This is a genomic window from Pseudomonas sp. NFPP28, from assembly GCF_900115535.1.
Lineage (GTDB): Bacteria > Pseudomonadota > Gammaproteobacteria > Pseudomonadales > Pseudomonadaceae > Aquipseudomonas > Aquipseudomonas extremorientalis.
In genome coordinates, this window is record NZ_FOWT01000004.1 from 170,121 (window position 1) to 195,513 (window position 25,393).

At 63.4% G+C, this 25,393-nt stretch carries 22 protein-coding genes; 18 read left to right on the forward strand and 4 right to left on the reverse strand.

The genetic code is table 11. The annotated features are described in order from the left end of the window. Positions 1-5: 5 nt before the first annotated feature. The 17 genes from BM110_RS12190 to BM110_RS12270 are packed head-to-tail and all read left to right on the forward strand — an operon-like array spanning position 6 to position 15,589. The gene (locus BM110_RS12190; RefSeq protein ID WP_016979215.1) at positions 6-260 is read left to right on the forward strand and encodes an acyl carrier protein; all 255 of its coding nucleotides are present in this window, start codon (positions 6-8) and stop codon (positions 258-260) included. Further along, positions 257-802 carry a COG4648 family protein gene (locus tag BM110_RS12195; RefSeq protein ID WP_093513467.1) on the forward strand — a complete coding sequence of 182 codons (546 nt, stop codon included), beginning with the start codon at positions 257-259 and terminating at the stop codon, positions 800-802. The genes BM110_RS12190 and BM110_RS12195 overlap by 4 nt, the downstream gene beginning before the upstream one ends. Then, entirely contained in the window at positions 799-2,469 is a 1,671-nt protein-coding gene (locus BM110_RS12200) for an acyl-CoA synthetase family protein (protein WP_093513468.1), read from the forward strand. Before BM110_RS12195 ends, BM110_RS12200 begins: the two co-directional genes overlap by 4 nt. Next, complete coding sequence (locus BM110_RS12205) at positions 2,462-3,196, forward strand: glycosyltransferase family 2 protein (protein ID WP_092246478.1); 735 nt, start codon at positions 2,462-2,464, stop codon at positions 3,194-3,196. The genes BM110_RS12200 and BM110_RS12205 overlap by 8 nt, the downstream gene beginning before the upstream one ends. Continuing rightward, positions 3,193-4,128, forward strand: coding sequence for an LpxL/LpxP family acyltransferase (locus BM110_RS12210; protein WP_092246475.1), 936 nt, complete (start codon positions 3,193-3,195; stop codon positions 4,126-4,128). Before BM110_RS12205 ends, BM110_RS12210 begins: the two co-directional genes overlap by 4 nt. Continuing rightward, complete coding sequence (hutH, locus tag BM110_RS12215) at positions 4,112-5,653, forward strand: HAL/PAL/TAL family ammonia-lyase (protein ID WP_093513469.1); 1,542 nt, start codon at positions 4,112-4,114, stop codon at positions 5,651-5,653. Before BM110_RS12210 ends, hutH begins: the two co-directional genes overlap by 17 nt. After that, a complete protein-coding gene (locus BM110_RS12220; protein ID WP_093513470.1) occupies positions 5,646-6,071 on the forward strand; it encodes an acyl-CoA thioesterase in 426 nt (141 codons plus the stop codon). The genes hutH and BM110_RS12220 overlap by 8 nt, the downstream gene beginning before the upstream one ends. A gap of 29 nt (positions 6,072-6,100) precedes the next feature. Then, positions 6,101-6,754, forward strand: coding sequence for an outer membrane lipoprotein carrier protein LolA (locus tag BM110_RS12225; protein ID WP_093513471.1), 654 nt, complete (start codon positions 6,101-6,103; stop codon positions 6,752-6,754). After that, a complete protein-coding gene (locus BM110_RS12230) occupies positions 6,744-9,056 on the forward strand; it encodes an MMPL family transporter (protein ID WP_093121331.1) in 2,313 nt (770 codons plus the stop codon). The genes BM110_RS12225 and BM110_RS12230 overlap by 11 nt, the downstream gene beginning before the upstream one ends. A gap of 33 nt (positions 9,057-9,089) precedes the next feature. Continuing rightward, entirely contained in the window at positions 9,090-10,337 is a 1,248-nt protein-coding gene (locus BM110_RS12235) for an NAD(P)/FAD-dependent oxidoreductase (RefSeq protein ID WP_092246459.1), read from the forward strand. Further along, on the forward strand, positions 10,334-11,068 hold the full coding sequence (locus BM110_RS12240) for a class I SAM-dependent methyltransferase (protein ID WP_092246456.1): 735 nt from the start codon (positions 10,334-10,336) through the stop codon (positions 11,066-11,068). The genes BM110_RS12235 and BM110_RS12240 overlap by 4 nt, the downstream gene beginning before the upstream one ends. Beyond that, the gene (locus BM110_RS12245) at positions 11,065-11,547 is read left to right on the forward strand and encodes a hypothetical protein (protein ID WP_093513472.1); all 483 of its coding nucleotides are present in this window, start codon (positions 11,065-11,067) and stop codon (positions 11,545-11,547) included. Before BM110_RS12240 ends, BM110_RS12245 begins: the two co-directional genes overlap by 4 nt. Beyond that, positions 11,544-12,710, forward strand: coding sequence for a beta-ketoacyl-[acyl-carrier-protein] synthase family protein (locus BM110_RS12250; protein ID WP_093513473.1), 1,167 nt, complete (start codon positions 11,544-11,546; stop codon positions 12,708-12,710). The genes BM110_RS12245 and BM110_RS12250 overlap by 4 nt, the downstream gene beginning before the upstream one ends. Next, positions 12,707-13,168: a hotdog family protein gene (locus BM110_RS12255; RefSeq protein ID WP_092246447.1), complete on the forward strand. Its 462-nt coding sequence runs from the start codon at positions 12,707-12,709 to the stop codon at positions 13,166-13,168. The genes BM110_RS12250 and BM110_RS12255 overlap by 4 nt, the downstream gene beginning before the upstream one ends. Continuing rightward, on the forward strand, positions 13,165-13,893 hold the full coding sequence (locus tag BM110_RS12260; protein WP_092246444.1) for a 3-ketoacyl-ACP reductase FabG2: 729 nt from the start codon (positions 13,165-13,167) through the stop codon (positions 13,891-13,893). The genes BM110_RS12255 and BM110_RS12260 overlap by 4 nt, the downstream gene beginning before the upstream one ends. Further along, a complete protein-coding gene (locus tag BM110_RS12265; RefSeq protein WP_071492357.1) occupies positions 13,893-15,119 on the forward strand; it encodes a beta-ketoacyl-ACP synthase in 1,227 nt (408 codons plus the stop codon). Before BM110_RS12260 ends, BM110_RS12265 begins: the two co-directional genes overlap by 1 nt. A gap of 26 nt (positions 15,120-15,145) precedes the next feature. Further along, complete coding sequence (locus BM110_RS12270) at positions 15,146-15,589, forward strand: hypothetical protein (protein ID WP_093513474.1); 444 nt, start codon at positions 15,146-15,148, stop codon at positions 15,587-15,589. 160 nt (positions 15,590-15,749) lie between these two features. On the opposite strand, the gene BM110_RS12275 is transcribed toward BM110_RS12270, so the two are convergent. Next, complete coding sequence (locus tag BM110_RS12275; protein ID WP_092246437.1) at positions 15,750-16,643, reverse strand: LysR family transcriptional regulator; 894 nt, start codon at positions 16,641-16,643, stop codon at positions 15,750-15,752. Between the two features lie 124 nt (positions 16,644-16,767). On the opposite strand from BM110_RS12275, the gene BM110_RS12280 reads away from it, so the two are divergent. Continuing rightward, the gene (locus tag BM110_RS12280) at positions 16,768-18,042 is read left to right on the forward strand and encodes an MFS transporter (protein WP_092246434.1); all 1,275 of its coding nucleotides are present in this window, start codon (positions 16,768-16,770) and stop codon (positions 18,040-18,042) included. 119 nt (positions 18,043-18,161) lie between these two features. Here the strand turns inward: BM110_RS12280 and hemE are convergent, their stop codons facing one another. From hemE to gltB, 3 genes are all read right to left on the reverse strand, one after another. Then, positions 18,162-19,229 (reverse strand): uroporphyrinogen decarboxylase, encoded by a 1,068-nt coding sequence (gene hemE, locus BM110_RS12285; RefSeq protein WP_092246431.1) that lies wholly within the window; start codon positions 19,227-19,229, stop codon positions 18,162-18,164. A gap of 241 nt (positions 19,230-19,470) precedes the next feature. After that, positions 19,471-20,889, reverse strand: coding sequence for an FAD-dependent oxidoreductase (locus BM110_RS12290; RefSeq protein WP_092246428.1), 1,419 nt, complete (start codon positions 20,887-20,889; stop codon positions 19,471-19,473). 32 nt (positions 20,890-20,921) lie between these two features. Further along, positions 20,922-25,367: a glutamate synthase large subunit gene (gltB, locus tag BM110_RS12295; RefSeq protein WP_093513475.1), complete on the reverse strand. Its 4,446-nt coding sequence runs from the start codon at positions 25,365-25,367 to the stop codon at positions 20,922-20,924. Positions 25,368-25,393: the final 26 nt, after the last annotated feature.

Below are 25,393 nucleotides of genomic sequence, written 5' to 3' on the forward strand. Positions count from 1 at the left end.
GGACCATGCAAACTCGTGACGATATTTTCAACACCCTGCGCGATGCCTTGGTGGAACTGTTCGAACTGCCGCCGGAACGCGTTACCCTGGACGCCAACCTGTACCAGGACCTGGAAATCGACAGCATCGATGCCGTCGACTTGATCGACCATATCAAGCGCCAGACCGGCAAGAAGATCGCCGCCGAGGAATTCAAGGCTGTGCGCACCGTGAACGACGTGGTTGAGGCGGTGTACCGTCTGGTCACGCCTGCCGCATGAGCCGGTTGATCGGCCTTGGCCTGTTGCTGGCGGGGCTGCTGTACCCCTTTGCGGTGTATTACGGCACCGAACACTTCGCCCCGTGGCAATTCGGTCTGCTGCTCGGCAGTCTGTGGCTGCTGCGCGCGCTGACCGGTGCACGACGCCCGGGCAGCCGCGGGATGGCGCTGGCGGTGATCGTGTTCTGCCTGTTGCTCGCCTGGTTCGACAACCCCCGCCTGCTGCGCTGGTACCCGAGCCTGGTCAGCGCGTTCATGCTGGCGCTGTTCGGCCTGAGCCTCAAATATGGCCCGCCGATGGTCGAGCGCCTGGCGCGCATGACCGACCCGGTGCTGGCGCCGCATGCCATCGTGTACACCCGCCAGGTCACCGTGGTGTGGAGTGTGTTTTTTCTGTGTAATGGCCTGCTCGCCGCCACCCTCACCCTGTGGGCACCGCTGAGCTGGTGGACGTTGTACAACGGCCTGATCGCCTACGGGCTGATGGGGCTGTTGTTTGCCGTGGAATGGCTGGTACGACAAAGGGTTCGAGGCCGCGTATGAATGGGTTGAAACTTGAGCACGTGCTGCTTGAGCCGCTGGAACAGCGTCCGGTTACCACCGAACCTGCCATGAATCATGCCCAACTGTGGGCATACTCCCTGAGCCTGGCGGCGGGCCTGCAAGCCCGCGGCATCCAGCGACTGGCCGTGTACCTGGAAGATGCCGGCCTGCTGGCGATTGCCCTGCTGGGTGCCTGGCGGGCCGGAGTCAGCGTACTGCTGCCCGCCGACCTGCAACCTCAGACCCGCCAACGCTGGGATGAGGCCGTCGATGCCTGGCTGACCCAAGCGGCTGACCTTGAGTCGCTGTATGCGGCGCCATTGAGCGCTGCCGCACTTGAACTGGACGCTTGCCAACTGAGCCTGTGCACCTCCGGCTCCAGCGGCGAACCCAAGCGCATCGACAAGACCCTGCGTCAACTGGCCAACGAGGTCGAGGCCCTGGAAACCCTGTGGGGCCAGGACCTCAAGGACGCCTGCATCATCGGCAGCGTCGCCACCCAACACATCTACGGTTTGCTGTTCCGCGTCCTGTGGCCGCTGTGCGCCGGCCGTACCTTTGTGCGCAAGCAACTGGCATTCCCTGAAGACATGCAGCGCGCCAGTCGCGAGCATGCGCACTTTGCCTGGGTTGCCAGCCCGGCACTGCTCAAGCGCATGGGCGATAACCTCGACTGGCCGGCACTGAGCAGCGTGTCGCGGGTGTTTTCGTCCGGCGGCGCGTTGCCGGTGGACGCCGCCGGCAGCCTGTATGACCGCTTGCAACAATGGCCGACCGAGATTCTCGGCAGCTCGGAAACCGGCGGCATCGCCTGGCGCCAAGGCGCACAGCCGTGGCAGCCGTTTACCGACGTGCAACTGAGCCAGGATGCCGACGGTGCCCTGCGCATTGCATCGCCTTACCTGCCTGAGGGGCATGTCGAACAGACCGCCGACGCCGCACGCATCCATGCCGATGGCCGTTTCGAGCTGCTCGGCCGCCTGGACCGCATCGTCAAGCTGGAAGAAAAACGCATCTCCCTGCCCATGCTGGAACACGCGTTGATGACCCACCCGTGGGTCGCCGACACCCGCCTGGGCGTAGTCCAGGAAAATCGCGCCTCGCTTGGTGCGCTGGTGGTGTTGAGCGCCGAAGGCCTGCATGCCTTGCGCAATCAAGGCCGCCGGACCGTCACCCAAACCCTGCGCCAACACCTGAGCCAGCACTGCGAAGCCCTGGCCCTGCCGCGTCGTTGGCGATTGCTGAGGCAGCTGCCGCTGAACAGCCAAGGCAAACTGCCTCAGGCCGACATCGAGGCACTGCTGCTGGCACCCCGGCCCAAGGCACCGGAAGTATTGGAGCGCGTCGAAGCCAACGGCGAATGGACCGTGCAACTGAGCGTCCCGCCAGACCTGGCCTATTTCAGCGGCCACTTCCCGGTCACGCCGGTGCTGCCGGGCGTGGTGCAAGTCGAGTGGGCGTTCAATCTGGGCCAACAACTGCTCGATTTGCCACCGAGTTTTGCGGGTATGGAAGTGCTCAAGTTTCAGCAATTAGTGCGCCCAGGCGATGGGATCGAACTGCACCTGCGCTTTGACCCGGAACGCGGCAAATTGTATTTCGCCTATCGCAACGGCGTAGCGGCCTGCTCCAGCGGACGCATTCAGTTGGTGGCATCCAATGCATAACCCCTGCGCCCTGATCCCGGTCTACAACCACGAAGCCGCCGTGCCGGCCGTGGTCCGCAGCCTGCTGGACAGCGGCCTGCCCTGCCTGTTGGTGGATGACGGCAGCAGCCCGGCGTGCGCAGCGGTATTGGCGCAACTGGCAACCCTGGACAACGTCACCCTGCTGACCTTGCCGAACAACCAGGGCAAAGGCGGCGCGGTGATGGCCGGCTTTCGCGAAGCCGCACGCCTGGGTTTCAGCCACGCCCTGCAAGTCGACGCCGACGGCCAGCATGACCTGCGCGAAGTCGAGACCTTTATCGACACCTCGCGTCGGCATCCCGATGCGATTATCTGCGGCTATCCCGAATACGACGACAGCGTGCCCAAAGGCCGCTTGTACGCGCGCTACCTGACCCACGTGTGGGTGTGGATCAACACCTTGTCGTTGCAGATCCGCGACTCGATGTGCGGCTTTCGCGTGTACCCGCTGGCACCGGTGCTGGCGCTGATGGACTCGGCCTACATCGGCACGCGCATGGACTTCGACTCCGACATTCTGGTGCGCCTGGCCTGGCGCAACCAACCGATGCGCTGGCTGCCGACCCAGGTGCATTACCCGGCCGATGGCCTGTCGCACTTCCGCCTGTTCCGCGACAACGTACGCATCTCGGCCATGCACACCCGGCTGTTCTTCGGCATGCTGATCCGCGCGCCGATGATCCTGTGGCGGCGGTGGCAGGCATGAGCGACAGCAGCAAACACTGGGCCGACCGCGAGGAGCGCGGCAGCTATTGGCTGATGAAACTCACCGCCTTCGCCGCCAAGGTCCTTGGTCGTCGACTGCTGAGCCCGGTGTTGTACGGCATCGTCCTGTACTTCTTCCTGTTCGGCCGCACCGCCCGACAAAGCGCCTGGCAATACCAGCAGCGCCTGGCCGACTGGAGCGGGCGTGACGAACTGCGCCCTACCCACTGGAAAGTCTTCGGCCAGTTCATGGCCTTTGCCGACTCGTTGCTCGACAAGCTCGACGTGTGGAACGGCAAGTTGCGCCTGGAGCAGATTGAAATCAACGACCCTGCGCAATTGCGCGGGCAACTGCGGGGCGAGCGCGGGCAGATGCTGGTGGGCGCGCACCTGGGCAACCTCGAAGTGTGCCGGGCGCTGGCCGAGATCGGTGAACAGGTCACCATGAACGTGCTGGTGCACACCAAGCACGCCGAACAATTCAACCGTCTGTTGGGCGAGGCCGGGGCGACGCACTTGCGCCTGATCCAGGTCAGCGAGCTGGACCCGGCCACCATGCTGCTGCTCAGCCAGCGCCTGGATGACGGCGAGTGGCTGGCCATCGCCGGCGACCGCGTGCCGCTGCACGGTGGGCGCACGGTGCGTGTGGACTTCCTCGGCCACGACGCCGCCTTCCCCCAAGGCCCGTGGCTGCTGGCCGGCCTGCTCAAATGCCCGGTGAACCTGTTGATGTGCCTCAAGCACGGCAGCCGCTATCGCCTGAGCATCGAGCCGTTTACGCCGCTGATCGAATGGAAACGCACCACCCGCGAGCAGGTCATAGCCCTGTGGACCGCACGCTACGCCGCACGCCTGGGCGAGTTCTGCCTGGAAGCGCCCCGACAATGGTTCAACTTTTACCCTTTCTGGAAGACCGATGACCACGCATCTTGAGCCGGTAACCTTTGGCGAACGCCCTTTGCGCATCGAAGACGTGCTGGCCCTGGCCAACCGTCAAGCGCCTACGCAGTTGCAGGATGACCCCGCGTATCGCCAGCGCATCGCCAAGGGCGCGCAGTTCCTCGACTCGCTGCTGGACAAGGAAGGTGTGATCTACGGCGTGACCACCGGCTACGGCGACTCCTGCGTGGTGGCGGTGCCCTTGCAGCACGTCGAAGCGCTGCCGCGTCATCTGTACACCTTCCACGGTTGCGGCCTGGGCAAGTTGCTCGACGCCCAGGCCACCCGGGCGGTGCTGGCGGCTCGTTTGCAGTCGCTGTGCCACGGCGTATCCGGTGTGCGCGTGGAGCTGCTGGAGCGCCTGCATGCGTTCCTCGAACACGACGTGCTGCCGCTGATCCCGGAAGAAGGCTCGGTGGGCGCCAGCGGTGACCTGACGCCCCTGTCCTACGTGGCCGCAACCCTGTCCGGCGAACGTGAAGTGATGTTCCGTGGCGAACGCCGCCAGGCCGCCGACGTGCACCGCGAACTGGGCTGGAACCCGCTGGTGCTGCGCCCCAAGGAAGCCCTGGCGCTGATGAACGGCACCGCCGTGATGACCGGCCTGGCGTGCCTGGCCTTCGCCCGCGCCGACTACCTGCTGCAACTGGCCACGCGCATCACCGCGCTGAACGTGGTGGCGCTGCAAGGCAACCCGGAACACTTCGACGAGCGGCTGTTCGCCGCCAAGCCGCACCCGGGGCAGATGCAAGTCGCCGCCTGGCTGCGCAAGGACCTGTCCATCGATGCGCCGACCGCGCCACTGCACCGCCTGCAGGACCGTTACTCGCTGCGCTGCGCGCCCCACGTCCTCGGCGTGTTGGCCGACAGCCTGAACTGGCTGCGTTCGTTCATCGAGATCGAGCTGAACAGCGCCAACGACAACCCGATCATCGACGCCGAAGAAGAACGCGTGCTGCACGGCGGGCACTTCTACGGCGGGCATATCGCCTTTGCCATGGACAGCCTCAAGACCCTGGTGGCCAACGTCGCCGACCTGCTCGACCGCCAGCTCGCACTGTTGGTGGACGTGCGCTACAACCACGGCCTGCCGAGCAACCTGTCCGGCGCGCCGGCTGACCGCGCCATGATCAACCACGGCTTCAAGGCGGTGCAGATCGGCACCAGCGCCTGGACCGCCGAAGCCCTGAAAAACACCATGCCCGCCAGCGTGTTCTCGCGCTCCACCGAGTGCCACAACCAGGACAAGGTGAGCATGGGCACCATCGCCGCCCGCGATGCGATCCGCGTGCTGGAGCTGACCGAACAGGTCGCCGCCGCAACTTTGCTCGCGGCCAACCAGGGCGTGTGGCTGCGGGCCCAGGCCGAGGATGCGCGGCCGCTGCCACCGGCCTTGGCCGCCATGCACGCGGAACTGGCCAAGGACTTCCCGCCGGTCATCGAAGACCGCGCCCTGGAAGGCGAACTGCGCCTGTGCCTGCAACGCATCGCCGAACAACACTGGAGGCTGCATGCGTAACCCTGGCGTGCTGCATTGCGACACTGAAATCCTCGTGCCGTTTTTTGACGTCGACACCATGAACGTCGTGTGGCACGGGCATTACGTGAAGTACCTGGAGGTGACGCGTTGCGCGCTGCTGGACAAGCTCGGCCACAACTACGCGGCGATGCTCGAATCGGGCTACGCCTGGCCGGTGATCGACCTGCAACTGCGCTACGTGCGCGGCGCCGTGTTCGGCCAGACCATCAACGTACGCGCCAGCCTGGTGGAGTGGGAGAACCGCTTGAAGGTCAACTACCTGATCACCGACCTGGCCAGCGGCGAGCGTTTGACCCGCGCCAGCACCGTGCAAGTCGCGGTGGAAATCGCCACGCGCGAGATGCAACTGGCCTCCCCCAAAGTTTTCACCGACGCCGTCGAAAGGGCCCTGAAATGAAATCCCATATGGGAGGGGGCTTACCCCCGATGGACTTCAACGATAACGCGATCCGCCGGACACTACGCAGCGCCCTCAGGCTCATCGCGGGCAAGCCCGCTGCCACATTTTTGATCGGGTTGTTCCTGAGCTTTAGTGCACATGCTTTTGACTTGCAACAACTCAGCGACCAACTGGCCAAACCCTCGGTGATCCACGGCAACTTCACCCAGGAAAAACACCTGCGTGCCCTGCCCCAGCCCTTGGTCAGCAAAGGCACCTTCGTGCTCGCCAAGGACCATGGCCTGCTGTGGCTGCTGAAAACGCCACTGCAACAGGACTACCGCATCAGCGCCCAGGGCATTGCCCGTCGCGACGCCAATGGTTGGCAACTGCTGCCGAACAAGAGCGCCGGTGCCGAACAAAATCGGCTGTTCCTCGCCGTACTGCAGGGCGACAGCAGCGGCCTGCAACGTGACTTCGAATTGAAGCTGCAAGGCGAGGCCAAGCAGTGGAAGTTGACCCTGATCCCGCGCTCGCTGTTGCTCAAGCAAGTCTTCACCCAGATCAACATCGACGGCGGCGACCTGGTGCAAACCATCGAACTGCTGGAAACCCAGGGCGACAGCACCGTGCTGCGCATGCAGGACAGCCATGCCGACCTGCCCCTGAGTGAAGCGGAGCAACACGACTTTGCCCAGTGAGCGCCTGCTGCCGCGCCTGTTCCTGATCCTGCTGGTGGCCGTGCTGGCCCTGGCCGGCTGGCAGTGGCGCCACGGTGCGCCGCTGTCGGCCAACCTGATGGAACTGGTGCCGGGCAACACCCCGGATGCGCTGGAACAGCAAGCCGAACAACGCATGCAGGAGCCGCTGAACCGCGAAATGCTGGTGCTGGTGGGGCATGCCGACCGCCAGCAAGCCGTGGCCGTGGCGCAACAGTTGGGCGAGCGCTGGCAGGCCAGCGGGCTATTCGAAAAAGTGCAGTGGAACCTGCAAGCCGACTTGCCGGCGCTGCGCGAGCAATTGCTGCGTGGCCGCCTGGCGATGCTGTCAGCCAAGGACCGCGAGCAACTGATCGAGCATCCCGATGCGTTTATCCAGCAACGCGTACAGGCGCTGTTCGACCCCTTCACCGGATTCAGCCTGGTGCCGAGCCAGGATGACTGGCTGGGCCTGACCGGGCGTATCCAGAACAGCCAACCGCAACACGGCTCGGTGCAACTGGATATCGGCAGCGGCGCATTGATCGCCGATGCCGACGGCAAAAGCTGGGTGCTGCTGCGGGCACGCACCACCGGCAATGCCTTCGACATGAAACTGCCGTTGCAGGTGGCGGATCTGCTCCAGGCGAGCCGCGAGCAAGCCGGTCGGCAAGGCGCGCAGTTGCTCGCCGCCAGCGGTTTGTTGTACGCCGCCAATGGTCAACAGCAGGCCACGCGGGAGATTACCTGGGTCGGCGGCGGCGCTACCGTTGGCATCCTGTTGTTGCTGTTGCTCGCCTTCCGCCGCTGGCGCGTGCTGCTGGCCTTTGTGCCGGTGCTGGTGGGCATGCTGTTTGGCGCGGTGGCGTGTGTGGCGCTGTTCGGCCATATGCATGTGATGACCTTGGTACTCGGTTCCAGCCTGATCGGCGTGGCGGTGGATTACCCGCTGCACTACCTGTCGAAGAGCTGGAGCCTGCAGCCGTGGCGCAGTTGGCCGGCGTTGCGCATCACCTTGCCCGGTTTGAGCCTGAGCCTGGCCACCAGTTGCATCGGCTACCTGGCGCTGGCCTGGACGCCGTTCCCGGCGCTGACCCAGATTGCGGTGTTCTCCGCGGCGGGACTGGTCGGTGCGTACCTGTCCGCCGTGTGCCTGCTGCCGGCGCTGCTCAAGGGCGTCGAACTGCGCCCGGCGCAATGGCCGCTGCGCGTCGCGCAATGCCTGTGGCTAGCGCGCGAGTCGCTGCTCAAGCGCGTGCCGAGCCCGGCATTGCTGGCGCTGGTGCTGCTGTTTTGCGCCGGTGGCCTGTGGCACTTGAACAGCAAGAACGATATCCGCCAGTGGATCGGCGCGCCGCCGCAGCTGCTGCAAGAAGCCCAGGCCGTGGCGCGGATCACCGGGTTCCAACCCACCAGCCAGTTTTTCCTGGTGCGTGCAGACAACCAGCAACAGCTGTTGGAGCGTCAACACGCGTTGGGCCAACGCCTAGATCAGTTGGTGAACATGGACAAGCTCCAGGGCTACCTGGCGCTCGATCAACTGGTCAGCCTGCCCGCCGAACAGCAACAACTGCGCGACGCACTGAACGCACTGCCGCAACACTGGCAGCCGCTGCTGGACCTCGGCGTGCCCGCCAGTGCCCTGCAAGCCGAAGTCGCACAGTTGCAAGCACTGCCCACCCAAGACATCGACGCCGCGCTGAAAGGCCCGCTGGCCGAGCCTTGGCGCACGCTGTGGCTCGGGCCGGTGGACGGCGGCGTGGCGGCGATGGTCAGCCTGCAAGGCTTGAACAACCCCGCGCTGCTGCGCGTGCAAGCGCTGGATCTGCCCGGCGTGCAGTTGGTCGACCGCCTGGGCGACTTGAACCGGGTGTTTGCCGACACCCAGATCAGCGCCGCTGAATTGAAGTTGATCTCCTGCGTCTTGATCGTCCTGCTGCTGATCCTGCCGTTCGGTCTCGGCGGGGCCTTGCGCATCGTCGCCCTGCCATTGCTGGCGGCGCTGTGCAGCCTGGCCAGCCTCGGTTGGCTGGGCCAGCCGCTGACGCTGTTCAGCCTGTTCGGCCTGCTGCTGGTCACGGCCATCAGCGTGGACTACGCAATCCTGATGCGCGAACAGATAGGTGGTCCTGCGGTCAGTCTTCTCGGCACATTGCTGGCGGCGCTGACGACCTGGTTGTCGTTTGGCCTGCTGGCCGTATCAAGTACGCCAGCGGTGAGCAATTTCGGCTTATCGGTCAGCCTGGGCCTGGCATTCAGCTTGATGCTGGCACCCTGGGCCGGGCGGCAGAAGCACGCCTTATGAATGTAATTATCGCCAATGTGGCAAGGAGCCCTCGTGCCCACAGTTGAAATGGAACGTCGCCAGGTGGTGGTGATCGGTGCCGGTCCATCCGGGGCTATCGCCGCCGCGCTGTTAAAGCGCAAAGGGCATGATGTATTGATCATCGAGCGCCAGCATTTCCCACGGTTTTCGATTGGCGAAAGCCTGCTGTCGCACTGCATCGACTTTATCGAAGAAGCCGGCATGCTCGACGCCGTGCAGGCGGCAGGTTTCCAGGTGAAAACCGGCGCTGCGTTTGCCTGGGGCGAGCGCTACAGCGCGTTTGATTTCGGCGACACCTTCAGCAACGGCAAACCCACTACCTTCCAGGTGCAGCGCGGCGAGTTCGACAAGCTGCTGGCCGATCAGGCAGCCAAGCAAGGTGTGGATATCCGCTACGGCGAAACCATTGTCGGCGTGGACTTCAAGGGCGAGTCGCGCTACCTGCATGTACGCAGGGAGAACGGCAGCGAGTACCACCTCAAGGCCAAGTTCGTACTCGATGCCAGCGGCTACGGCCGGGTGTTGCCGCGCCTGCTGGAGCTGGATCTGCCGTCGGACTTTCCGGTGCGCCAGGCGGTGTTCACCCACATCGAAGATCGCATCGAACACCCAGGTTTCGAGCGCAGCAAGATCCTGGTGACCACACACCCGACCCAGCGTGATATCTGGTTCTGGACCATTCCGTTCAGCAACGGCCGCTGCTCGGTGGGCGTGGTCGCTGCCAGGCAGCATTTCGACGGTCGTGACAGTGACCTCGACGCCTGCCTGCGCGGCTTCATCGATGAAACCCCGAGCCTGGCCGGTGTGCTGCAAAACGCCGTATGGGATACGCCGGCGCGGACCATCGGCGGCTACGCGGCCAACGTCAAAACCCTGCACGGGCCTGGCTTTGCGCTGCTGGGCAACGCGGCGGAATTTCTCGACCCAGTGTTTTCTTCGGGCGTGACCATCGCCATGCGTTCGGCGAGCATGGCGGCCGGCGTGCTGCATCGTCAGCTCAACGGCGAAACCGTAGACTGGCAGACAGAGTTTGCCGAACCGTTGAAGCGCGGTGTCGATACGTTCCGCTGCTACGTCGAAGGCTGGTACGCCGGGACGTTCCAGGATGTGATCTTCCATCCGGGCAGTTCGCCGGAGATTCGCCGGATGATCGCGTCGATCCTCGCCGGTTATGCGTGGGATGAGCGCAACCCGTTTGTGAGTGAACCCAAGCGACGCTTGCGGATGTTGTCGGAAATTTGCGCAGGGGACGCCGCGTGAGCAGTCAGTATTTGAGTAAGAACTACGTCGAAGAAACCAGGTTCGGCTTCTGGTTCCTGCGCAGCCACACCTGGCAGCACCATGTGTTGCGCGTGGCGATCAACGACCTGCGCAGCCTGTTCACCGAACCACTGCCACAAGCGCCGGTGCTGCTGGACGCCGGTTGCGGCCAGGGCAAATCCTTCAAGCTGTTGCAGCAGGTGTTCGCCCCGAAGCGCCTGATCGGTCTTGACGCGGACCTGCACAGCCTGGAACTGAGCCGTGAAGAAGCGGCGCGCCAGGGCCTGGCCATCGAGCTGATCGGCAGTGACTGCGCCACCCTGCAGGTGTCGGACGACAGCGTGGACATCCTGTTCTGCCACCAGACCTTCCACCACTTGGTAGAGCAGCATCGCGCACTCAAGGAGTTCTACCGCGTGCTCAAGCCAGGCGGTTACTTGCTGTTTGCCGAGTCCACCGAAGCCTATATCGACACCTGGGTGATCCGCTGGCTGTTCCGCCACCCGATGCATGTGCAGAAAAGCGCCGAAGAATACCTGGAGATGCTCCGCGAACAGGGCTTTGAGTTCGGCCCGCAAAACGTCTCGTACCCGTACTTGTGGTGGAGCCGCTCCAGCGACTTCGGCCTGCTGGAACGCTGGGGCCTGCGCAAGGCACCGCCGGTGGGCCAACGCGAAGAAACCCTGGTCAACTGCGTGGCACGCAAACCACTGGCGAGTGCCAACCCATGATGCGCTGGCTGTTGATCGGTTGCCTGATGCTGCTGGGCGCCTGCGCCAGCCAGGCGCCGTTGCCCGAGAAAATCCCGGCCCTGGCCTTGCCGCTGCAACTGCATGTGCAACGCCTGGCTGACGGCCAGAGCCAGGACTGGCTGTTGGTGATCCAGCGCGAAGCCAATGGCATTCGTTGGTCGATGATGGACCCCCTGGGCATTCCCCAGGCCCGGCAAAAGCTGATCGATGGCGAGTGGCAAGCCGATGGCTTGCTGCCGCCCAACCCCCAGGCACGCGAGCTGTTTGCCGCGCTGCTGTTTGCGCTGACCTCGGCGGATGACGTGCGTACGCTGTACCCCAGCGCGCAGGCGATGGATTTGACGCGCACCCTGCCGGGCCATTGGCAGATCGTGTACCAGTCGTCCGAGGTGTTCAGCGTAAACATGACTGGCCAACCCTTGAGCTACCGCATCACACCGCTAGGAGCGGCACGATGACCGCCTACCTGAACGCCCTGGGCGTGATTTGCGCCCTTGGCCGTGGCCAGGCGGAGGTCAGCCGCAGCCTGTTTGCCGGTGACTGCTCCGGCATGCGCGCCGAAAGCGGCTGGGTCCCAGACCGTGTGCTGCCGGTGGCCGGTGTGCACGGCGAGCTGGCAACCATCCCCGCTGAGCTGGGCCAGCAAAGCAGCCGTAATAACCAGTTGCTGCTGGAAGCGGCGTTGCAGATCGAGGGCGAGATCCGCCAGGCGATCCACACCTACGGCGCCTCACGGGTCGGCATCGTGCTCGGCACCAGCACCTCGGGTATCGATGAAGCCAGTCGCGGTATTGCCCTTTACCTGCGCGAACACCAGTTCCCCGGCGATTACGATTACCGGCAGCAGGAACTCAGCGCCCCGGCGAACTTCCTCGCCGACTGGCTGCAACTGAGCGGCCCGGCCTATGTGATCTCCACCGCCTGCACCTCCAGCGCGCGCGCATTGATGAGCGCCCAGCGCCTGCTGGACCTGGGCGTGTGCGATGCAGTGATCTGCGGCGGCGTCGACAGCCTGTGCAAGCTCACGCTCAACGGGTTCAGTGCTTTGGAAGCGGTGTCGAACGAACGCTGCAACCCGTTTTCGGTGAACCGTAACGGCATCAACATCGGCGAAGCGGCCGTGCTGTTCCTGATGAGCAAGGTGCCTGCCCCCATCGCCCTGCTGGGCAGCGGCGCCAGTTGCGATGCGCACCATATTTCCGCGCCGGAACCCACCGGCAAAGGTGCATTGCAGGCGATGCGCAAGGCCCTGGCCAGCGCGAAATTGCAGCCCGGGCAGATCGGCTATCTGAACCTGCACGGCACCGCCACCCAGCATAACGATGCGATGGAAAGCCTGGCGGTCGCCAGCCTGTTCCCCCACGGCGTGGCCTGCTCGTCGACCAAACCCCTGAGCGGGCATACCCTGGGCGCTGCCGGTGCGCTGGAAGCGGCGTTCTGCTGGTTGAGCCTGGTCCACCACCGGGTGCCGCCGCATGTCTGGGATGGCCAGGCCGACCCGGCACTGCCCGCCTTGCACTGGGCGCAAGCCGCAGAGCCCCTGGAAAAACGCTGCCTGATGAGCAACTCGTTTGCCTTCGGCGGTAACAATGTCAGCCTGATTATTGGAGAGGCCCCATGATCGATTGGCCACTCGCCGAACTGCTGCCCCATGCGGGCGACATGATCCTGATCGACCAGGTGCTGTCGTTCGATGAAGAGCAGGTCCACACCCGCACCACAATCAAGCCAGGCGGCCTGTTCAACCGCGCTGACGGCAGCCTGCCGGCCTGGGTCGGCATCGAGTTGATGGCGCAAAGCGTCGCCGCCTACGCCGGTTGCCACGCGCGCCAGAAAGGTGAAGCGGTGGAACTGGGTTTCCTGCTCGGCACGCGCAAGTTCGAATGCAACGTGGAACACTTTCCGGCAGGCGCCGAGCTGAGCATCCACGGCCTGCGTTCCCTGGAAGACGACAATGGCATGGGTGTGTTCGAATGCCACCTGACCGGTGACGGTATCCAGGCGAGCGCCCGCTTGAATGTATTTCGACCGCCCCAGGCGGCCAATTATTTAGATGAATCGAAGGACGTAACGCCATGACTGAATCCGTACTGGTCACCGGCTCCAGCCGTGGCATCGGTCGCGCTATTGCACTGCGCCTGGCCCAGGCCGGGCATGACCTCGTGCTGCACTGCCGCAGCGGGCGTAGTGACGCCGATGCGGTGCAGGCCGAGGTTGAAGCCCTGGGCCGCAAGGCGCGGGTGTTGCAGTTCGATGTGGCGGATCGTGCGCTGTGCAAGGAAATTCTCGAGGCCGATGTGGAGCAACATGGCGCCTACTACGGCGTGGTGCTCAATGCCGGCCTGACCCGTGACGGCGCATTCCCGGCCCTGTCGGAGGAGGACTGGGACGTGGTGATGCGCACTAACCTGGACGGTTTCTACAACGTGCTGCACCCGGTGATGATGCCGATGATTCGTCGTCGCGCAGCCGGGCGTATCGTGTGCATCACGTCGGTTTCCGGTTTGATCGGCAACCGTGGCCAGGTCAACTACAGCGCGTCCAAAGCCGGCCTGATCGGCGCGGCCAAGGCCCTGGCCATCGAGCTGGGCAAGCGCAAGATCACCGTCAACTGCGTCGCCCCCGGCTTGATCGACACGGCGATGCTGGATGAAAACGTACCGGTGCAAGAGCTGATGAAAATGATCCCGGCGCAGCGCATGGGCACGCCGGAAGAAGTCGCCGGTGCGGTGAACTTCCTGATGTCGGCCGAAGCCGGCTATATCACGCGCCAGGTCCTGGCCGTGAATGGAGGCTTGTGCTGATGAAGCGCGTCGTCGTCACCGGCATGGCCGGCATGACCTCCCTGGGCAGCGATTGGGCGAGCATTTCGGCCAACTTCCGCGCCAACCGCAGTGGCATCCGGCGCATGGACGAGTGGGACCGCTTCACTGAATTGAACACGCGCCTGGCCGGGCCGATCGACGACTTCGTCGTGCCCGCCCATTGGACGCGCAAGCAACTGCGCAGCATGGGCCGCGTCTCGCGTCTGGCGGTGTGGGCGGCGGAGCAGGCGTTGCAGGACGCCGGCTTGCTTGGTGACGAGTCGATCAAGGACGGACGCATGGGCGTGGCTTGCGGCTCGTCCACCGGCAGCACGGACGAGATCAAGGCGTTCGGCAATATGCTGCTGAACTCGGTGGCCGAGGGGCTGAATGCCAACTCCTACGTGCGCATGATGCCGCACACCACGGCGGCGAATATCAGCATCTTCTTTGGCCTGACCGGACGGCTGATCCCCACGTCCAGCGCATGCACCAGCGGCAGCCAGGGCATCGGCTATGCCTATGAGGCGATCAAGTTCGGCCGCCTGCCCCTGATGCTCGCCGGCGGCGCCGAAGAGCTGTGCCCCACCGAAGCCATGGTGTTCGACGCGCTTTACGCCACCAGCCTGAAAAACGACGCCCCGCAAACCAGCCCACGCCCCTATGACAGTGGCCGCGATGGCCTGGTGATCGGTGAAGGCGGCGGCATGCTGGTGCTCGAAGAACTGGAACATGCGCTGGCGCGCGGTGCGCATATCCATGCCGAGATTGTCGGCTTCGGCAGCAATGCCGACGGTCAGCACACCACCCGCCCGGAGCAGAAAACCATGCGCCGCGCCATGGAGCTGGCCCTGGAAGATGCCGGGCTTGAGCCGTCCGCGATCGGCTACGTGAACGGGCATGGCACGGCCACCGACCAAGGCGACATCGCCGAAACCCTGGCCACCAGCAGCCTGTTCGGCACCCGCATGCCCATCAGTTCGCAGAAGAGTTTCCTCGGCCACACCCTCGGCGCGTGCGGCGCGCTGGAGTCGTGGTTCAGCATCGAGATGATGAACCGCGACCAGTACGTGCACACCTTCAACCTGGACACCGTCGACCCGCAATGCGGCGAGCTGGATTACCTGCAGGGTGACTTCCGCGAGATGCACCACGACTACGTGATGAACAACAACTTTGCCTTTGGCGGCGTCAACACCTCGCTGATTTTCCGCCGCTGGGCCTGACTCTTTAATCGATTGGAGAAAACGGAATGTCTTCCTTGCTACGCGTTACCTTGATCACCCTGGCCCTGCTGGTCAGCGCCGGCTGCACCAGCAAACCGATCCTCAATACCCAGCACGACCTGCCGGCCGACGCCCAGGTCAGCGAAGAAAAAATGAAAACGGTGATCGTCAACGCCCTGCAAAAGCGCGAATGGACGGTACAACGCCTCAGCCCGCAACTGGTGCAGGCCGAAATCACTGTGCGTAACCAGTACTACGCCGCCATCGACATCCGCTACACCCGCAACAGCTACGCCATCACCTACCGCGACAGCCGCGAACTGGGCTACAAGGATGGCAAGATCCATCGCAACTACAACCGTTGGGTGAACAATCTGGATAGCGACATCATGGCGGGCTTGCGCAGCAATGGCGTGAATGAGGCGGGGACGGCGGCGCAGTTGTTTGAGCAGACGGGGACGTCGAAGTAAGACCAGCGTCAGGCACACCCCCTCCGTGGTGAGCGGGCTATTGTGGTGAGCGAGCTTGCTCGCGCTGGGCTGCGTAGCGACCCCAAAGATCTTGGGAGCGCTTCGCACTCCAGCGCGGGGCAAGCCCGCTCACCACAACAAGCGCGCTCACCACAAAGCGTTATTGGGCAGCCTTGCGCGTCAACAACTCCACAAACGCCTCTGCCATGGGCGTCTGCGCGCCCTTGCGTTGCACCAGCCACACCGCCGTCATCGCCTCCTGATCCAGCAGCGTGCGATACACCACACCATCGATCCGAATGCGCTGGTAGGACGCTGGCAGTACCGACACGCCCAAGCCCGCCGCCACTAGGCCGATGATGGTCATCGCCTCCCCGGCCTCCTGGGCAAAGTGCGGGCTGAAGCCAGCATCACGCGCCAGGTTGAGCAACTGGGCATAGAGGCCGCTGCCGTAAGTGCGCGGGAAAAACACAAACGGCTCCTGTGCCAATTGCGCCAGGTGCAAACCACGCTCGCTGCCCGCCACCAACGGGTGACCAGCATTCAGCACCGCCACCAAGGGTTCGCGCATCAACTCGACCACGCTCAAGGAATCCGGCAAGGGCAGTGGCCGCATCAAGCCCACCTGGATCGACTCATCCACCAGCGACTCGGCCACTTCGGTGCTGCTCATCTCCTGCAGGTTCAGATGCACCGCCGGGAATGCCTGGCGAAACGCGAAAATTGCCTGGGGAATACTGGAGTTGAACGGTGCCGACGAGGTGAAACCAATCTTCAATTCACCCAGCTCGCCCAACTGCGCCCGACGCGCCACATCCGCCGCCTTGTCCACCTGCGCCAGCACCAGCCGCGCCTCTTGCAAGAACAGCCGCCCGGCCTCGCTCAGCTCGACCCGACGATTGGTCCGCTCAAACAAACGTGCGCCCACCTCTTGCTCCAGCGCCTGAATCTGCTGGCTCAACGGCGGCTGCGAAATGCCCAACACCTGCGCGGCCCGGCCGAAATGCAGTTCTTCGGCGACGGCGATGAAGTACCGCAAGTGACGCAATTCCATGCAAACCTCATTAGGTCGTTAAAGCTATCAAACAGGTCGAACAATATATTGGAAAGAATCATTAGGGAGCTATATTCTTTTTTGCATTGCCGGTCCTGGCACGCTCTTCCTCCCCGAGGTCCCCGTGAAAGCTGCTGTCGCTCCACTCGCTCAAGAAGTCCCGCCCACTGCCCTGGATGAGGTGGTGGCCCAGCTCAATGACGAGTACATCGAAAAAGGCACGCCGATGTTCATGCGTACGGTGCTGGCACTGTTCTCCGGCGGTTTCGCCACTTTTGCGCTGCTGTATTGCGTGCAGCCGATGATGCCGGCGCTGTCCCACGAATTTTCCATCAATGCGGCACAAAGCAGCCTGATCCTGTCGGTGGCCACGGCGATGCTCGCATGTGGTTTGTTGATCACCGGGCCGATTTCCGACCGCCTGGGGCGCAAGCCGGTGATGGTCTCCGCGTTGTTCTGCGCCGCGCTGGCGACCATCGCCAGCGGCCTTATGCCGACCTGGGAAGGCATCCTGCTGATGCGTGCACTGGTGGGTCTGTCGCTCAGCGGCCTGGCCGCCGTAGCCATGACCTACCTGAGCGAAGAAATCCACCCGCAGCACATCGGCCTGGCCATGGGCTTGTACATCGGCGGTAACGCAATTGGCGGCATGAGCGGGCGGCTGATCATCGGCGTGTTGATCGACTTCGTCAGTTGGCACACCGCGATGCTGATCATTGGCGGTCTGGCGCTGATCGCCGCCACGGTGTTCTGGAAGATCCTCCCCGAATCACGCAACTTCCGCGCTACCAGTCTCAAGCCGCGCAGCCTGGTGGATGGCTTTGTCATGCATTTCAAGGACGCCGGCCTGCCGTGGCTGTTCCTCGAAGCGTTCCTGTTGATGGGCGCGTTCGTGACGATGTTCAACTACATCGGCTATCGCCTGCTGGCCGATCCTTATGACCTGAGCCAAGCCGTGGTCGGCCTGCTGTCGCTGGTGTACCTCTCGGGCATCTACAGCTCGGCGAAAATCGGCTCCCTGGCTGACCGCCTTGGCCGCCGTCGCGTGCTGTGGGGCACCATCGTGCTGATGCTGGCCGGCATGGCCCTGACCTTGTTCACCCCCCTGTGGCTGGTTGTGCCGGGCATGCTGATCTTCACCTTCGGCTTCTTCGGCGCCCACTCGGTGGCCAGCAGCTGGATCGGCCGCCGCGCGGTGAGAGCCAAGGGGCAAGCGTCGTCGCTGTACCTGTTCTGCTACTACGTGGGGTCGAGTATTGCGGGGACGGCAGGCGGGTTCTTCTGGCACTTCGCCGGGTGGAACGGGATCGGCGCGTTTATCGTGGCGCTGTTGATCGGGGCGTTGCTGGTGGCGTTGAAGTTGGCAAAGTTGCCGCCGTTGGGGCAAGCGAAGGCCTGAGTTTCTCTGGCTTTTAATGTGGGAGGGGGCTACACCCCGATGAGGGTAGATCAGTCATAGTTGTACTGACTGGTACACCGCCATCGGGGGCAAGCCCCCTCCCACATTCGTTTTGCGTGTTATTCGTGATACTGCGCCGACAGCTCATGCACCGCGCGCAGGAACGCACCCGCATGCTCCGGATTCACTTCCGGGGTGATGCCATGGCCGAGGTTGAACACGTGCCCGGTGCCTTTGCCGTAGCTGGCCAGGATGCGGCCAACTTCGGTGCGGATGGCTTCCGGCTTGGCGTACAGCACGGTCGGGTCCATGTTGCCTTGCAGCGCGACCTCGCCACCAACGCGACGGCGAGCCTCGCCAATGTCGCAGGTCCAGTCCAGGCCCAATGCATCGGCACCAGCGCCGGCAATGCTTTCCAGCCACAGGCCGCCACCTTTGGTGAACAGGATCACTGGCACCTTGCGCCCTTCGTGTTCGCGGATCAGGCCGCTGACGATCTTGCGCATGTAGGCCAGGGAGAACTCCTGGTACGCCGCCGCCGAGAGGTTGCCACCCCAGGTGTCGAAGATCTGCACCGCCTGGGCGCCGGCCATGATCTGGCCGTTGAGGTAGGAGGTGACCGACTGTGCCAGCTTATCCAGCAGCAGGTGCATGGCTTGCGGGTTGTCGTAGAGCATGGCCTTGGTCTTGCGGAAGTCTTTCGACGAGCCGCCTTCGACCATGTAGGTGGCCAGGGTCCAGGGGCTGCCGGAGAAGCCGATCAACGGCACGCGGCCGTTGAGCTCGCGGCGGATGGTGCTGACGGCGTCCATCACGTAACCGAGGTCTTTGTGGGGGTCTGGAATCGGCAGGGCTTCGATATCGGCCAGGGTGCTGACGACTTTCTTGAAACGCGGGCCTTCGCCGGTCTCGAAGTACAGGCCCTGGCCCATGGCGTCAGGGATGGTGAGGATGTCGGAAAAAAGGATGGCCGCGTCCAATTGTGGATAGCGGTCCAGCGGCTGCATCGTGACTTCGCAGGCGAACTCCGGGTTCATGCACAGGCTCATGAAATCGCCGGCGTTGGCACGACTGGCGCGGTATTCCGGCAGGTAGCGACCGGCCTGGCGCATCATCCACACAGGGGTGACGTCCACGGGTTGCTTGAGCAGGGCACGAAGGAAACGGTCGTTCTTGAGGGCAGTCATGTCGGCATCCGCAAAAAAAGTGCGGGCATTTTCTCAGAGCCAGACGCAAAAGGCACGGTATGAGCCGTGCCTTTTGTCTATCGGGTCAATTTGTCGCGGACATGAAAGCGCTACAAAAATAAACGTGGGAGGGGGCTTGCCCCCGATTGCAGTGTGTCAGTCCCAGTATCTGTAACTGAACCACCGCTATCGGGGGCAAGCCCCCTCTCACATTTTTGACCGCATTTCAGCCTGAACGAGATTAGACGTTCAGGTAATCCAGGATCCCTTCGGCGGCATTGCGGCCTTCGAAGATCGCGGTTACCACCAGGTCAGAACCGCGCACCATGTCGCCACCGGCGAAGATCTTCGGGTTGCTGGTCTGGTGCTTGTACTGGCCTTGTTCCGGGGCTACGACGCGGCCCTGGCTGTCGGTCTGGATCTGGAATTGCTCGAACCACGGCGCCGGGCTTGGGCGGAAGCCGAAGGCGATGACCACGGCGTCGGCCGGGATGATCTCTTCGGAACCCGGGATCGGCTCGGGGCTGCGACGGCCACGGGCGTCCGGCTCTCCGAGGCGGGTCTCGACCACCTTCACGCCTTCGACGCGGTCTTCACCGACGATTGCAATCGGCTGGCGGTTGTAGAGGAATTTCACACCTTCTTCTTTGGCGTTCTTCACCTCTTTGCGCGAGCCGGGCATGTTGGCTTCGTCACGGCGATAGGCACAAGTCACCGACTTGGCGCCCTGGCGGATCGAGGTGCGGTTGCAGTCCATCGCGGTGTCACCACCGCCGAGCACCACGACCTTCTTGCCTTTCATGTCGACGAAGTCTTCCGGCGACTTTTCAAAGCCCAGGTTGCGGTTGACGTTGGCGATCAGGAAGTCGAGCGCGTCATAAACGCCCGGCAGGTCCTCACCGGCAAAACCGCCCTTCATGTAGGTGTAGGTGCCCATGCCCATGAACACGGCATCGTATTCTTCGAGCAGTTGCTCCATGGTGATGTCCTTGCCGACTTCGGTATTGAGGCGGAACTCGATACCCATGCCGGTGAACACTTCACGACGGTTACTCAGGACGGTTTTTTCCAGCTTGAACTCGGGGATGCCGAAGGTCAGCAAGCCGCCGATTTCCGGGTTCTTGTCGAACACCACCGGGGTCACGCCGCCACGCACCAGCACGTCGGCACAGCCCAGGCCCGCCGGGCCCGCGCCGATGATCGCGACGCGCTTGCCGGTCGGCTTGACCTTGGACATATCCGGGCGCCAGCCCATGGCGAACGCGGTGTCGGTGATGTACTTCTCCACCGAACCGATGGTCACCGCGCCGAAGCCGTCGTTGAGGGTGCAGGCACCCTCGCACAGACGGTCCTGCGGGCACACCCGGCCGCACACTTCCGGCAGGGTGTTGGTCTGGTGCGACAGCTCGGCGGCAGCGAGGATATTGCCCTCGGCCACCAGCTTCAGCCAGTTCGGAATGAAGTTGTGCACCGGGCACTTCCATTCGCAATACGGGTTACCGCACCCCAGGCAGCGGTGGGCCTGGTCGGCCGAGTGCTGGGGTTTGAAGGGTTCGTAGATCTCCACGAACTCTTTCTTGCGTTGACGCAACAGTTTCTTCTTCGGATCTTTGCGCCCGACATCGATGAACTGGAAGTCGTTATTCAGACGTTCAGCCATGTTAAAACCTCATCAAACTCTTCAGGCGCATATCACTGCGGGTTGGCACGGATGCTGGAAAGCAACGATTTCAGGTTGGCAGCCTTGGGCTTGACCAGCCAGAAACGACGCAGGTAATCATCGAGGTTTTCAGCGAGGTTACGGCCCCATTCGCTGCCGGTCTCCTCGACGTACTCGTCCAGCACGTGCTGCAAGTGGTTCCGGTAGGACTCCATGGCTTCGCCGCTGATCCGCTGGATCTCGACCAACTCGTGGTTGACCTTGTCGACGAAGGTGTTGTCCTGGTCGAGCACGTAGGCGAAACCGCCGGTCATGCCCGAACCGAAGTTGTAACCGGTCTTGCCCAGTACCGCGACAAAGCCCCCGGTCATGTACTCGCAGCAGTGATCGCCAGTGCCTTCCACCACGGTGTGGGCACCGGAGTTACGCACGGCGAAACGCTCACCGGCAGTACCGGCAGCGAACAGCTTGCCACCGGTGGCGCCGTACAAGCAGGTGTTGCCGATGATGGCACTGTCCTGGGTCTTGTACACGCTGCCTTTAGGCGGAACGATCACCAGCTTGCCGCCGGTCATGCCCTTGCCCACGTAGTCGTTGGCGTCGCCTTCCAGGTACATGTGCAGGCCGCCGGCGTTCCACACGCCGAAGCTCTGGCCCGCGGTGCCCTTGAAGCGGAAGGTGATCGGCGCTTTCGCCATGCCCTGGTTGCCGTGCTTGCGCGCGATTTCGCCGGAGATGCGTGCGCCGATGGAACGGTCGCAGTTGCAGATATCCAGGGCGAATTCGCCACCGCTGGCGTCGTTGATCGAGGAACCGGCCATGTCGACCATCTTCTCGGCCAACAGGCCTTTGTCGAACGGCGGATTACGGTCCACGCCGCAGAACTGCGGTTTGTCGGCCGGGATATGATCGCTGCCCAACAGCGGCGTCAGGTCCAGGTGGTTCTGCTTGGCGGTCTGGCCTTCGAGGACTTCCAGCAGATCGGTACGGCCGATCAGCTCTTCCAGCGAACGCACGCCCAGCCTGGCCAGCCACTCACGGGTCTCTTCGGCGACGTAGGTGAAGAAATTCACCACCATGTCGACGGTGCCGATGTAGTGATCCTTGCGCAGCTTCTCGTTCTGAGTGGCGACACCGGTGGCGCAGTTGTTCAGGTGGCAGATGCGCAGGTACTTGCAGCCCAGGGCGATCATCGGCGCAGTGCCAAAGCCAAAGCTCTCCGCACCGAGGATCGCGGCCTTGATCACGTCGAGGCCGGTTTTCAGGCCGCCGTCGGTCTGCACGCGCACCTTGCCACGCAGGTCGTTGCCGCGCAGGGTCTGGTGGGTTTCGGCCAGGCCGAGTTCCCACGGCGCGCCGGCGTACTTAATGGAAGTCAGCGGCGAAGCGCCGGTGCCGCCGTCGTAGCCAGAGATGGTGATCAGGTCGGCATAGGCCTTGGCCACCCCAGCGGCGATAGTGCCCACGCCGGCTTCCGCCACCAGCTTCACCGAGACCAGCGCCTGCGGGTTGACTTGTTTCAAGTCGAAAATCAGCTGCGACAAGTCTTCGATCGAATAGATGTCGTGGTGCGGCGGCGGCGAGATCAGGGTCACGCCCGGCACTGCATAACGCAGCTTGGCGATCAGACCGTTGACCTTGCCGCCTGGCAGTTGGCCGCCCTCACCCGGCTTGGCGCCCTGGGCAACTTTAATCTGCAGCACTTCGGCGTTGACCAGGTATTCCGGGGTTACACCGAAACGGCCGGTCGCGACCTGCTTGATTTTCGAGCTCTTGATGGTGCCGTAGCGCGCAGGGTCTTCACCGCCTTCGCCGGAGTTGGAACGCGCGCCCAGGCGGTTCATGGCTTCGGCCAGGGCTTCGTGGGCCTCGGGCGACAACGCGCCCAGGGAGATACCGGCGGAGTCGAAGCGCTTGAGGATCGATTCCAGCGGCTCGACTTCGGCGATGTCCATCGGCGTGTCCAGGGTCTTCACCTTGAACAGGTCACGGATCATCGACACCGGGCGGTTGTCCACCAGCGAGGTGTATGCCTTGAACTTGGCGTAGTCGCCCTGCTGCACGGCGGCTTGCAGGGTGTTGACCACGTCCGGGTTGTACGCGTGGTATTCGCCACCGTGCACGAACTTGAGCAGGCCGCCTTGCTGGATCGGCTTGCGCGCACTCCAGGCTTCGGCCGCCAGGGCTTTCTGTTCAGCTTCGATATCGACGAAACGTGCGCCCTTGATGCGACTTGGCACGCCCCGGAAGCTCAGCTCGCAGACTTCTTCGGACAGGCCAATGGCTTCGAACAGTTGCGCACCGCGATAAGACGTAACGGTGGAGATGCCCATCTTCGACAGGATCTTCAGCAGGCCTTTGGTGATGCCCTTGCGGTAGTTCTTGAACACCTCATAGAGGTCGCCCAGCACTTCACCGGTACGGATCAGGTCACCCAGCACTTCGTACGCAAGGAACGGGTACACCGCCGAGGCGCCGAAACCGATCAACACCGCAAAGTGATGCGGGTCGCGGGCGGTGGCGGTTTCGACAAGGATGTTGGAGTCGCAACGCAGGCCTTTCTCGGTCAGGCGGTGGTGCACCGCGCCAGTCGCCAGCGAGGCGTGGATCGGCAGCTTGCCCGGCGCGATGTGGCGGTCGGTCAGTACGATCTGGGTACGACCGGCACGCACGGCTTCTTCGGCCTGGTCGGCGACGTTGCGCACCGCGGCTTCAAGGCCGAGGTTCTCGTCGTAGTTCAGGTCGATGATCTGGCGGTCAAAGCCTGGGCGCTCCAGGGTCATCAGCGAGCGCCACTTGGCCGGAGACACGACCGGCGAGCTGAGGATCACGCGGGAGGCGTGCTCAGGCGACTCCTGGAAGATGTTGCGCTCGGCACCGAGGCACACCTCCAGGGACATCACGATAGCTTCGCGCAGCGGGTCGATAGGCGGGTTGGTCACCTGGGCGAACTGCTGGCGGAAATAGTCGTACGGCGTACGCACGCGCTGGGACAGCACGGCCATCGGCGTGTCATCGCCCATGGAGCCAACCGCCTCGTAGCCTTGCTCACCGAGCGGACGCAGCACCTGGTCGCGCTCTTCGAACGTGACCTGGTACATCTTCATGTATTGCTTGAGTTGGTCCACGTCGTAGAACGCCGAACCATGGTCGTTGTCTTCCATGGTCGCCTGGATGCGCAGGGCGTTCTTGCGCAGCCATTGCTTGTACGGGTGACGGGACTTCAAGCGGTTGTCGATGGCGTCGGTGTCGAGGATCTGCCCGGTTTCGGTGTCCACGGCCAGGATCTGGCCCGGCCCCACGCGGCCTTTGGCGATGACGTCTTCGGGCTTGTAGTCCCACACGCCTATTTCCGAAGCCAGGGTGATGAAACCGTTGGTGGTGGTGACCCAACGCGCCGGGCGCAGACCGTTACGGTCGAGCAGGCATACCGCGTACCGACCGTCGGTCATGACCACGCCGGCCGGGCCGTCCCACGGCTCCATGTGCATCGAGTTGTACTCGTAGAATGCACGCAGGTCCGGGTCCATGGTCTCGACGTTCTGCCACGCTGGCGGAATGATCATGCGCACGCCACGGAACAGGTCGATGCCGCCGGTGACCATCAGTTCGAGCATGTTGTCCATGCTGGAGGAGTCGGAACCCACGCGGTTGACCAGCGGGCCGAGCTCTTCCAGGTCCATCAAATCGTTGGCGAACTTTGTGCGACGGGCCACGGCCCAGTTGCGGTTGCCGGTGATGGTGTTGATCTCGCCGTTGTGGGCGAGGAAGCGGAATGGCTGGGCCAGCGGCCATTTCGGCAGGGTGTTGGTGGAGAAGCGCTGGTGGAACACGCAGATTGCGGTTTGCAGGCGCTCATCGCTCAGGTCTGGATAGAAGGCGGTGAGGTCCGCCGGCATCATCAGGCCTTTATAAATGATGGTCTTGTGGGAAAAGCTGCAGATGTAGTGGTCGGTGTCGGCGGCGTTGGCCACGGACGAGCGGCGACGCGACGTGAACAGCTTGATCGCCATGTCCTGGTCGCTCAGGCCATCCCCGGCGATGAACACTTGCTCGATCTGCGGCAGGCGCTCGAGGGCCAGGCGGCCGAGCACACTGGTGTCGATCGGCACTTTGCGCCAGCCGACGAGTTGCAGGCCGGCAGCCAGGATCTCGCGGTTCATGTTCTCGCGAGCGGCTTCGGCTTTGACCGGGTCCTGGTTGAAAAACACCATGCCCACGGCGTACTGCTTGGGCAGGTCGACCGCAAATTGCTCTTTTGCGACAGCGCGCAGGAACAGGTCGGGCTTTTGAATCAGCAAGCCACAGCCGTCACCGGTCTTGCCGTCGGCGTTGATCCCACCGCGGTGGGTCATGCAGGTCAGGGCCTCGATGGCCGTTTGCAAAAGGGTATGACTGGGCTCGCCCTGCATATGGGCTATCAGGCCGAAACCGCAGTTATCCTTGAATTCATCGGGTTGGTACAGACCTGCTTTCATAGACACTTTCTCACCAGGCTGCCTCT

Excerpts from the sequence above, each read along its gene's own strand:
- BM110_RS12255 (WP_092246447.1), top strand. The coding sequence starts at position 12,707 with ATGATCGATTGGCCACTCGCCGAACTGCTGCCCCATGCGGGCGACATG.
- gltB (WP_093513475.1), bottom strand. The coding sequence starts at position 25,367 with ATGAAAGCAGGTCTGTACCAACCCGATGAATTCAAGGATAACTGCGGT.
- BM110_RS12195 (WP_093513467.1), top strand. The coding sequence starts at position 257 with ATGAGCCGGTTGATCGGCCTTGGCCTGTTGCTGGCGGGGCTGCTGTAC.
- BM110_RS12210 (WP_092246475.1), top strand. The coding sequence starts at position 3,193 with ATGAGCGACAGCAGCAAACACTGGGCCGACCGCGAGGAGCGCGGCAGC.
- BM110_RS12220 (WP_093513470.1), top strand. The coding sequence starts at position 5,646 with ATGCGTAACCCTGGCGTGCTGCATTGCGACACTGAAATCCTCGTGCCG.
- BM110_RS12265 (WP_071492357.1), top strand. The coding sequence starts at position 13,893 with ATGAAGCGCGTCGTCGTCACCGGCATGGCCGGCATGACCTCCCTGGGC.
- BM110_RS12275 (WP_092246437.1), bottom strand. The coding sequence starts at position 16,643 with ATGGAATTGCGTCACTTGCGGTACTTCATCGCCGTCGCCGAAGAACTG.
- BM110_RS12270 (WP_093513474.1), top strand. The coding sequence starts at position 15,146 with ATGTCTTCCTTGCTACGCGTTACCTTGATCACCCTGGCCCTGCTGGTC.
- BM110_RS12290 (WP_092246428.1), bottom strand. The coding sequence starts at position 20,889 with ATGGCTGAACGTCTGAATAACGACTTCCAGTTCATCGATGTCGGGCGC.
- BM110_RS12205 (WP_092246478.1), top strand. The coding sequence starts at position 2,462 with ATGCATAACCCCTGCGCCCTGATCCCGGTCTACAACCACGAAGCCGCC.
- hemE (WP_092246431.1), bottom strand. The coding sequence starts at position 19,229 with ATGACTGCCCTCAAGAACGACCGTTTCCTTCGTGCCCTGCTCAAGCAA.
- BM110_RS12260 (WP_092246444.1), top strand. The coding sequence starts at position 13,165 with ATGACTGAATCCGTACTGGTCACCGGCTCCAGCCGTGGCATCGGTCGC.
- BM110_RS12245 (WP_093513472.1), top strand. The coding sequence starts at position 11,065 with ATGATGCGCTGGCTGTTGATCGGTTGCCTGATGCTGCTGGGCGCCTGC.
- BM110_RS12225 (WP_093513471.1), top strand. The coding sequence starts at position 6,101 with ATGGACTTCAACGATAACGCGATCCGCCGGACACTACGCAGCGCCCTC.
- BM110_RS12250 (WP_093513473.1), top strand. The coding sequence starts at position 11,544 with ATGACCGCCTACCTGAACGCCCTGGGCGTGATTTGCGCCCTTGGCCGT.
- hutH (WP_093513469.1), top strand. The coding sequence starts at position 4,112 with ATGACCACGCATCTTGAGCCGGTAACCTTTGGCGAACGCCCTTTGCGC.
- BM110_RS12200 (WP_093513468.1), top strand. The coding sequence starts at position 799 with ATGAATGGGTTGAAACTTGAGCACGTGCTGCTTGAGCCGCTGGAACAG.
- BM110_RS12190 (WP_016979215.1), top strand. The coding sequence starts at position 6 with ATGCAAACTCGTGACGATATTTTCAACACCCTGCGCGATGCCTTGGTG.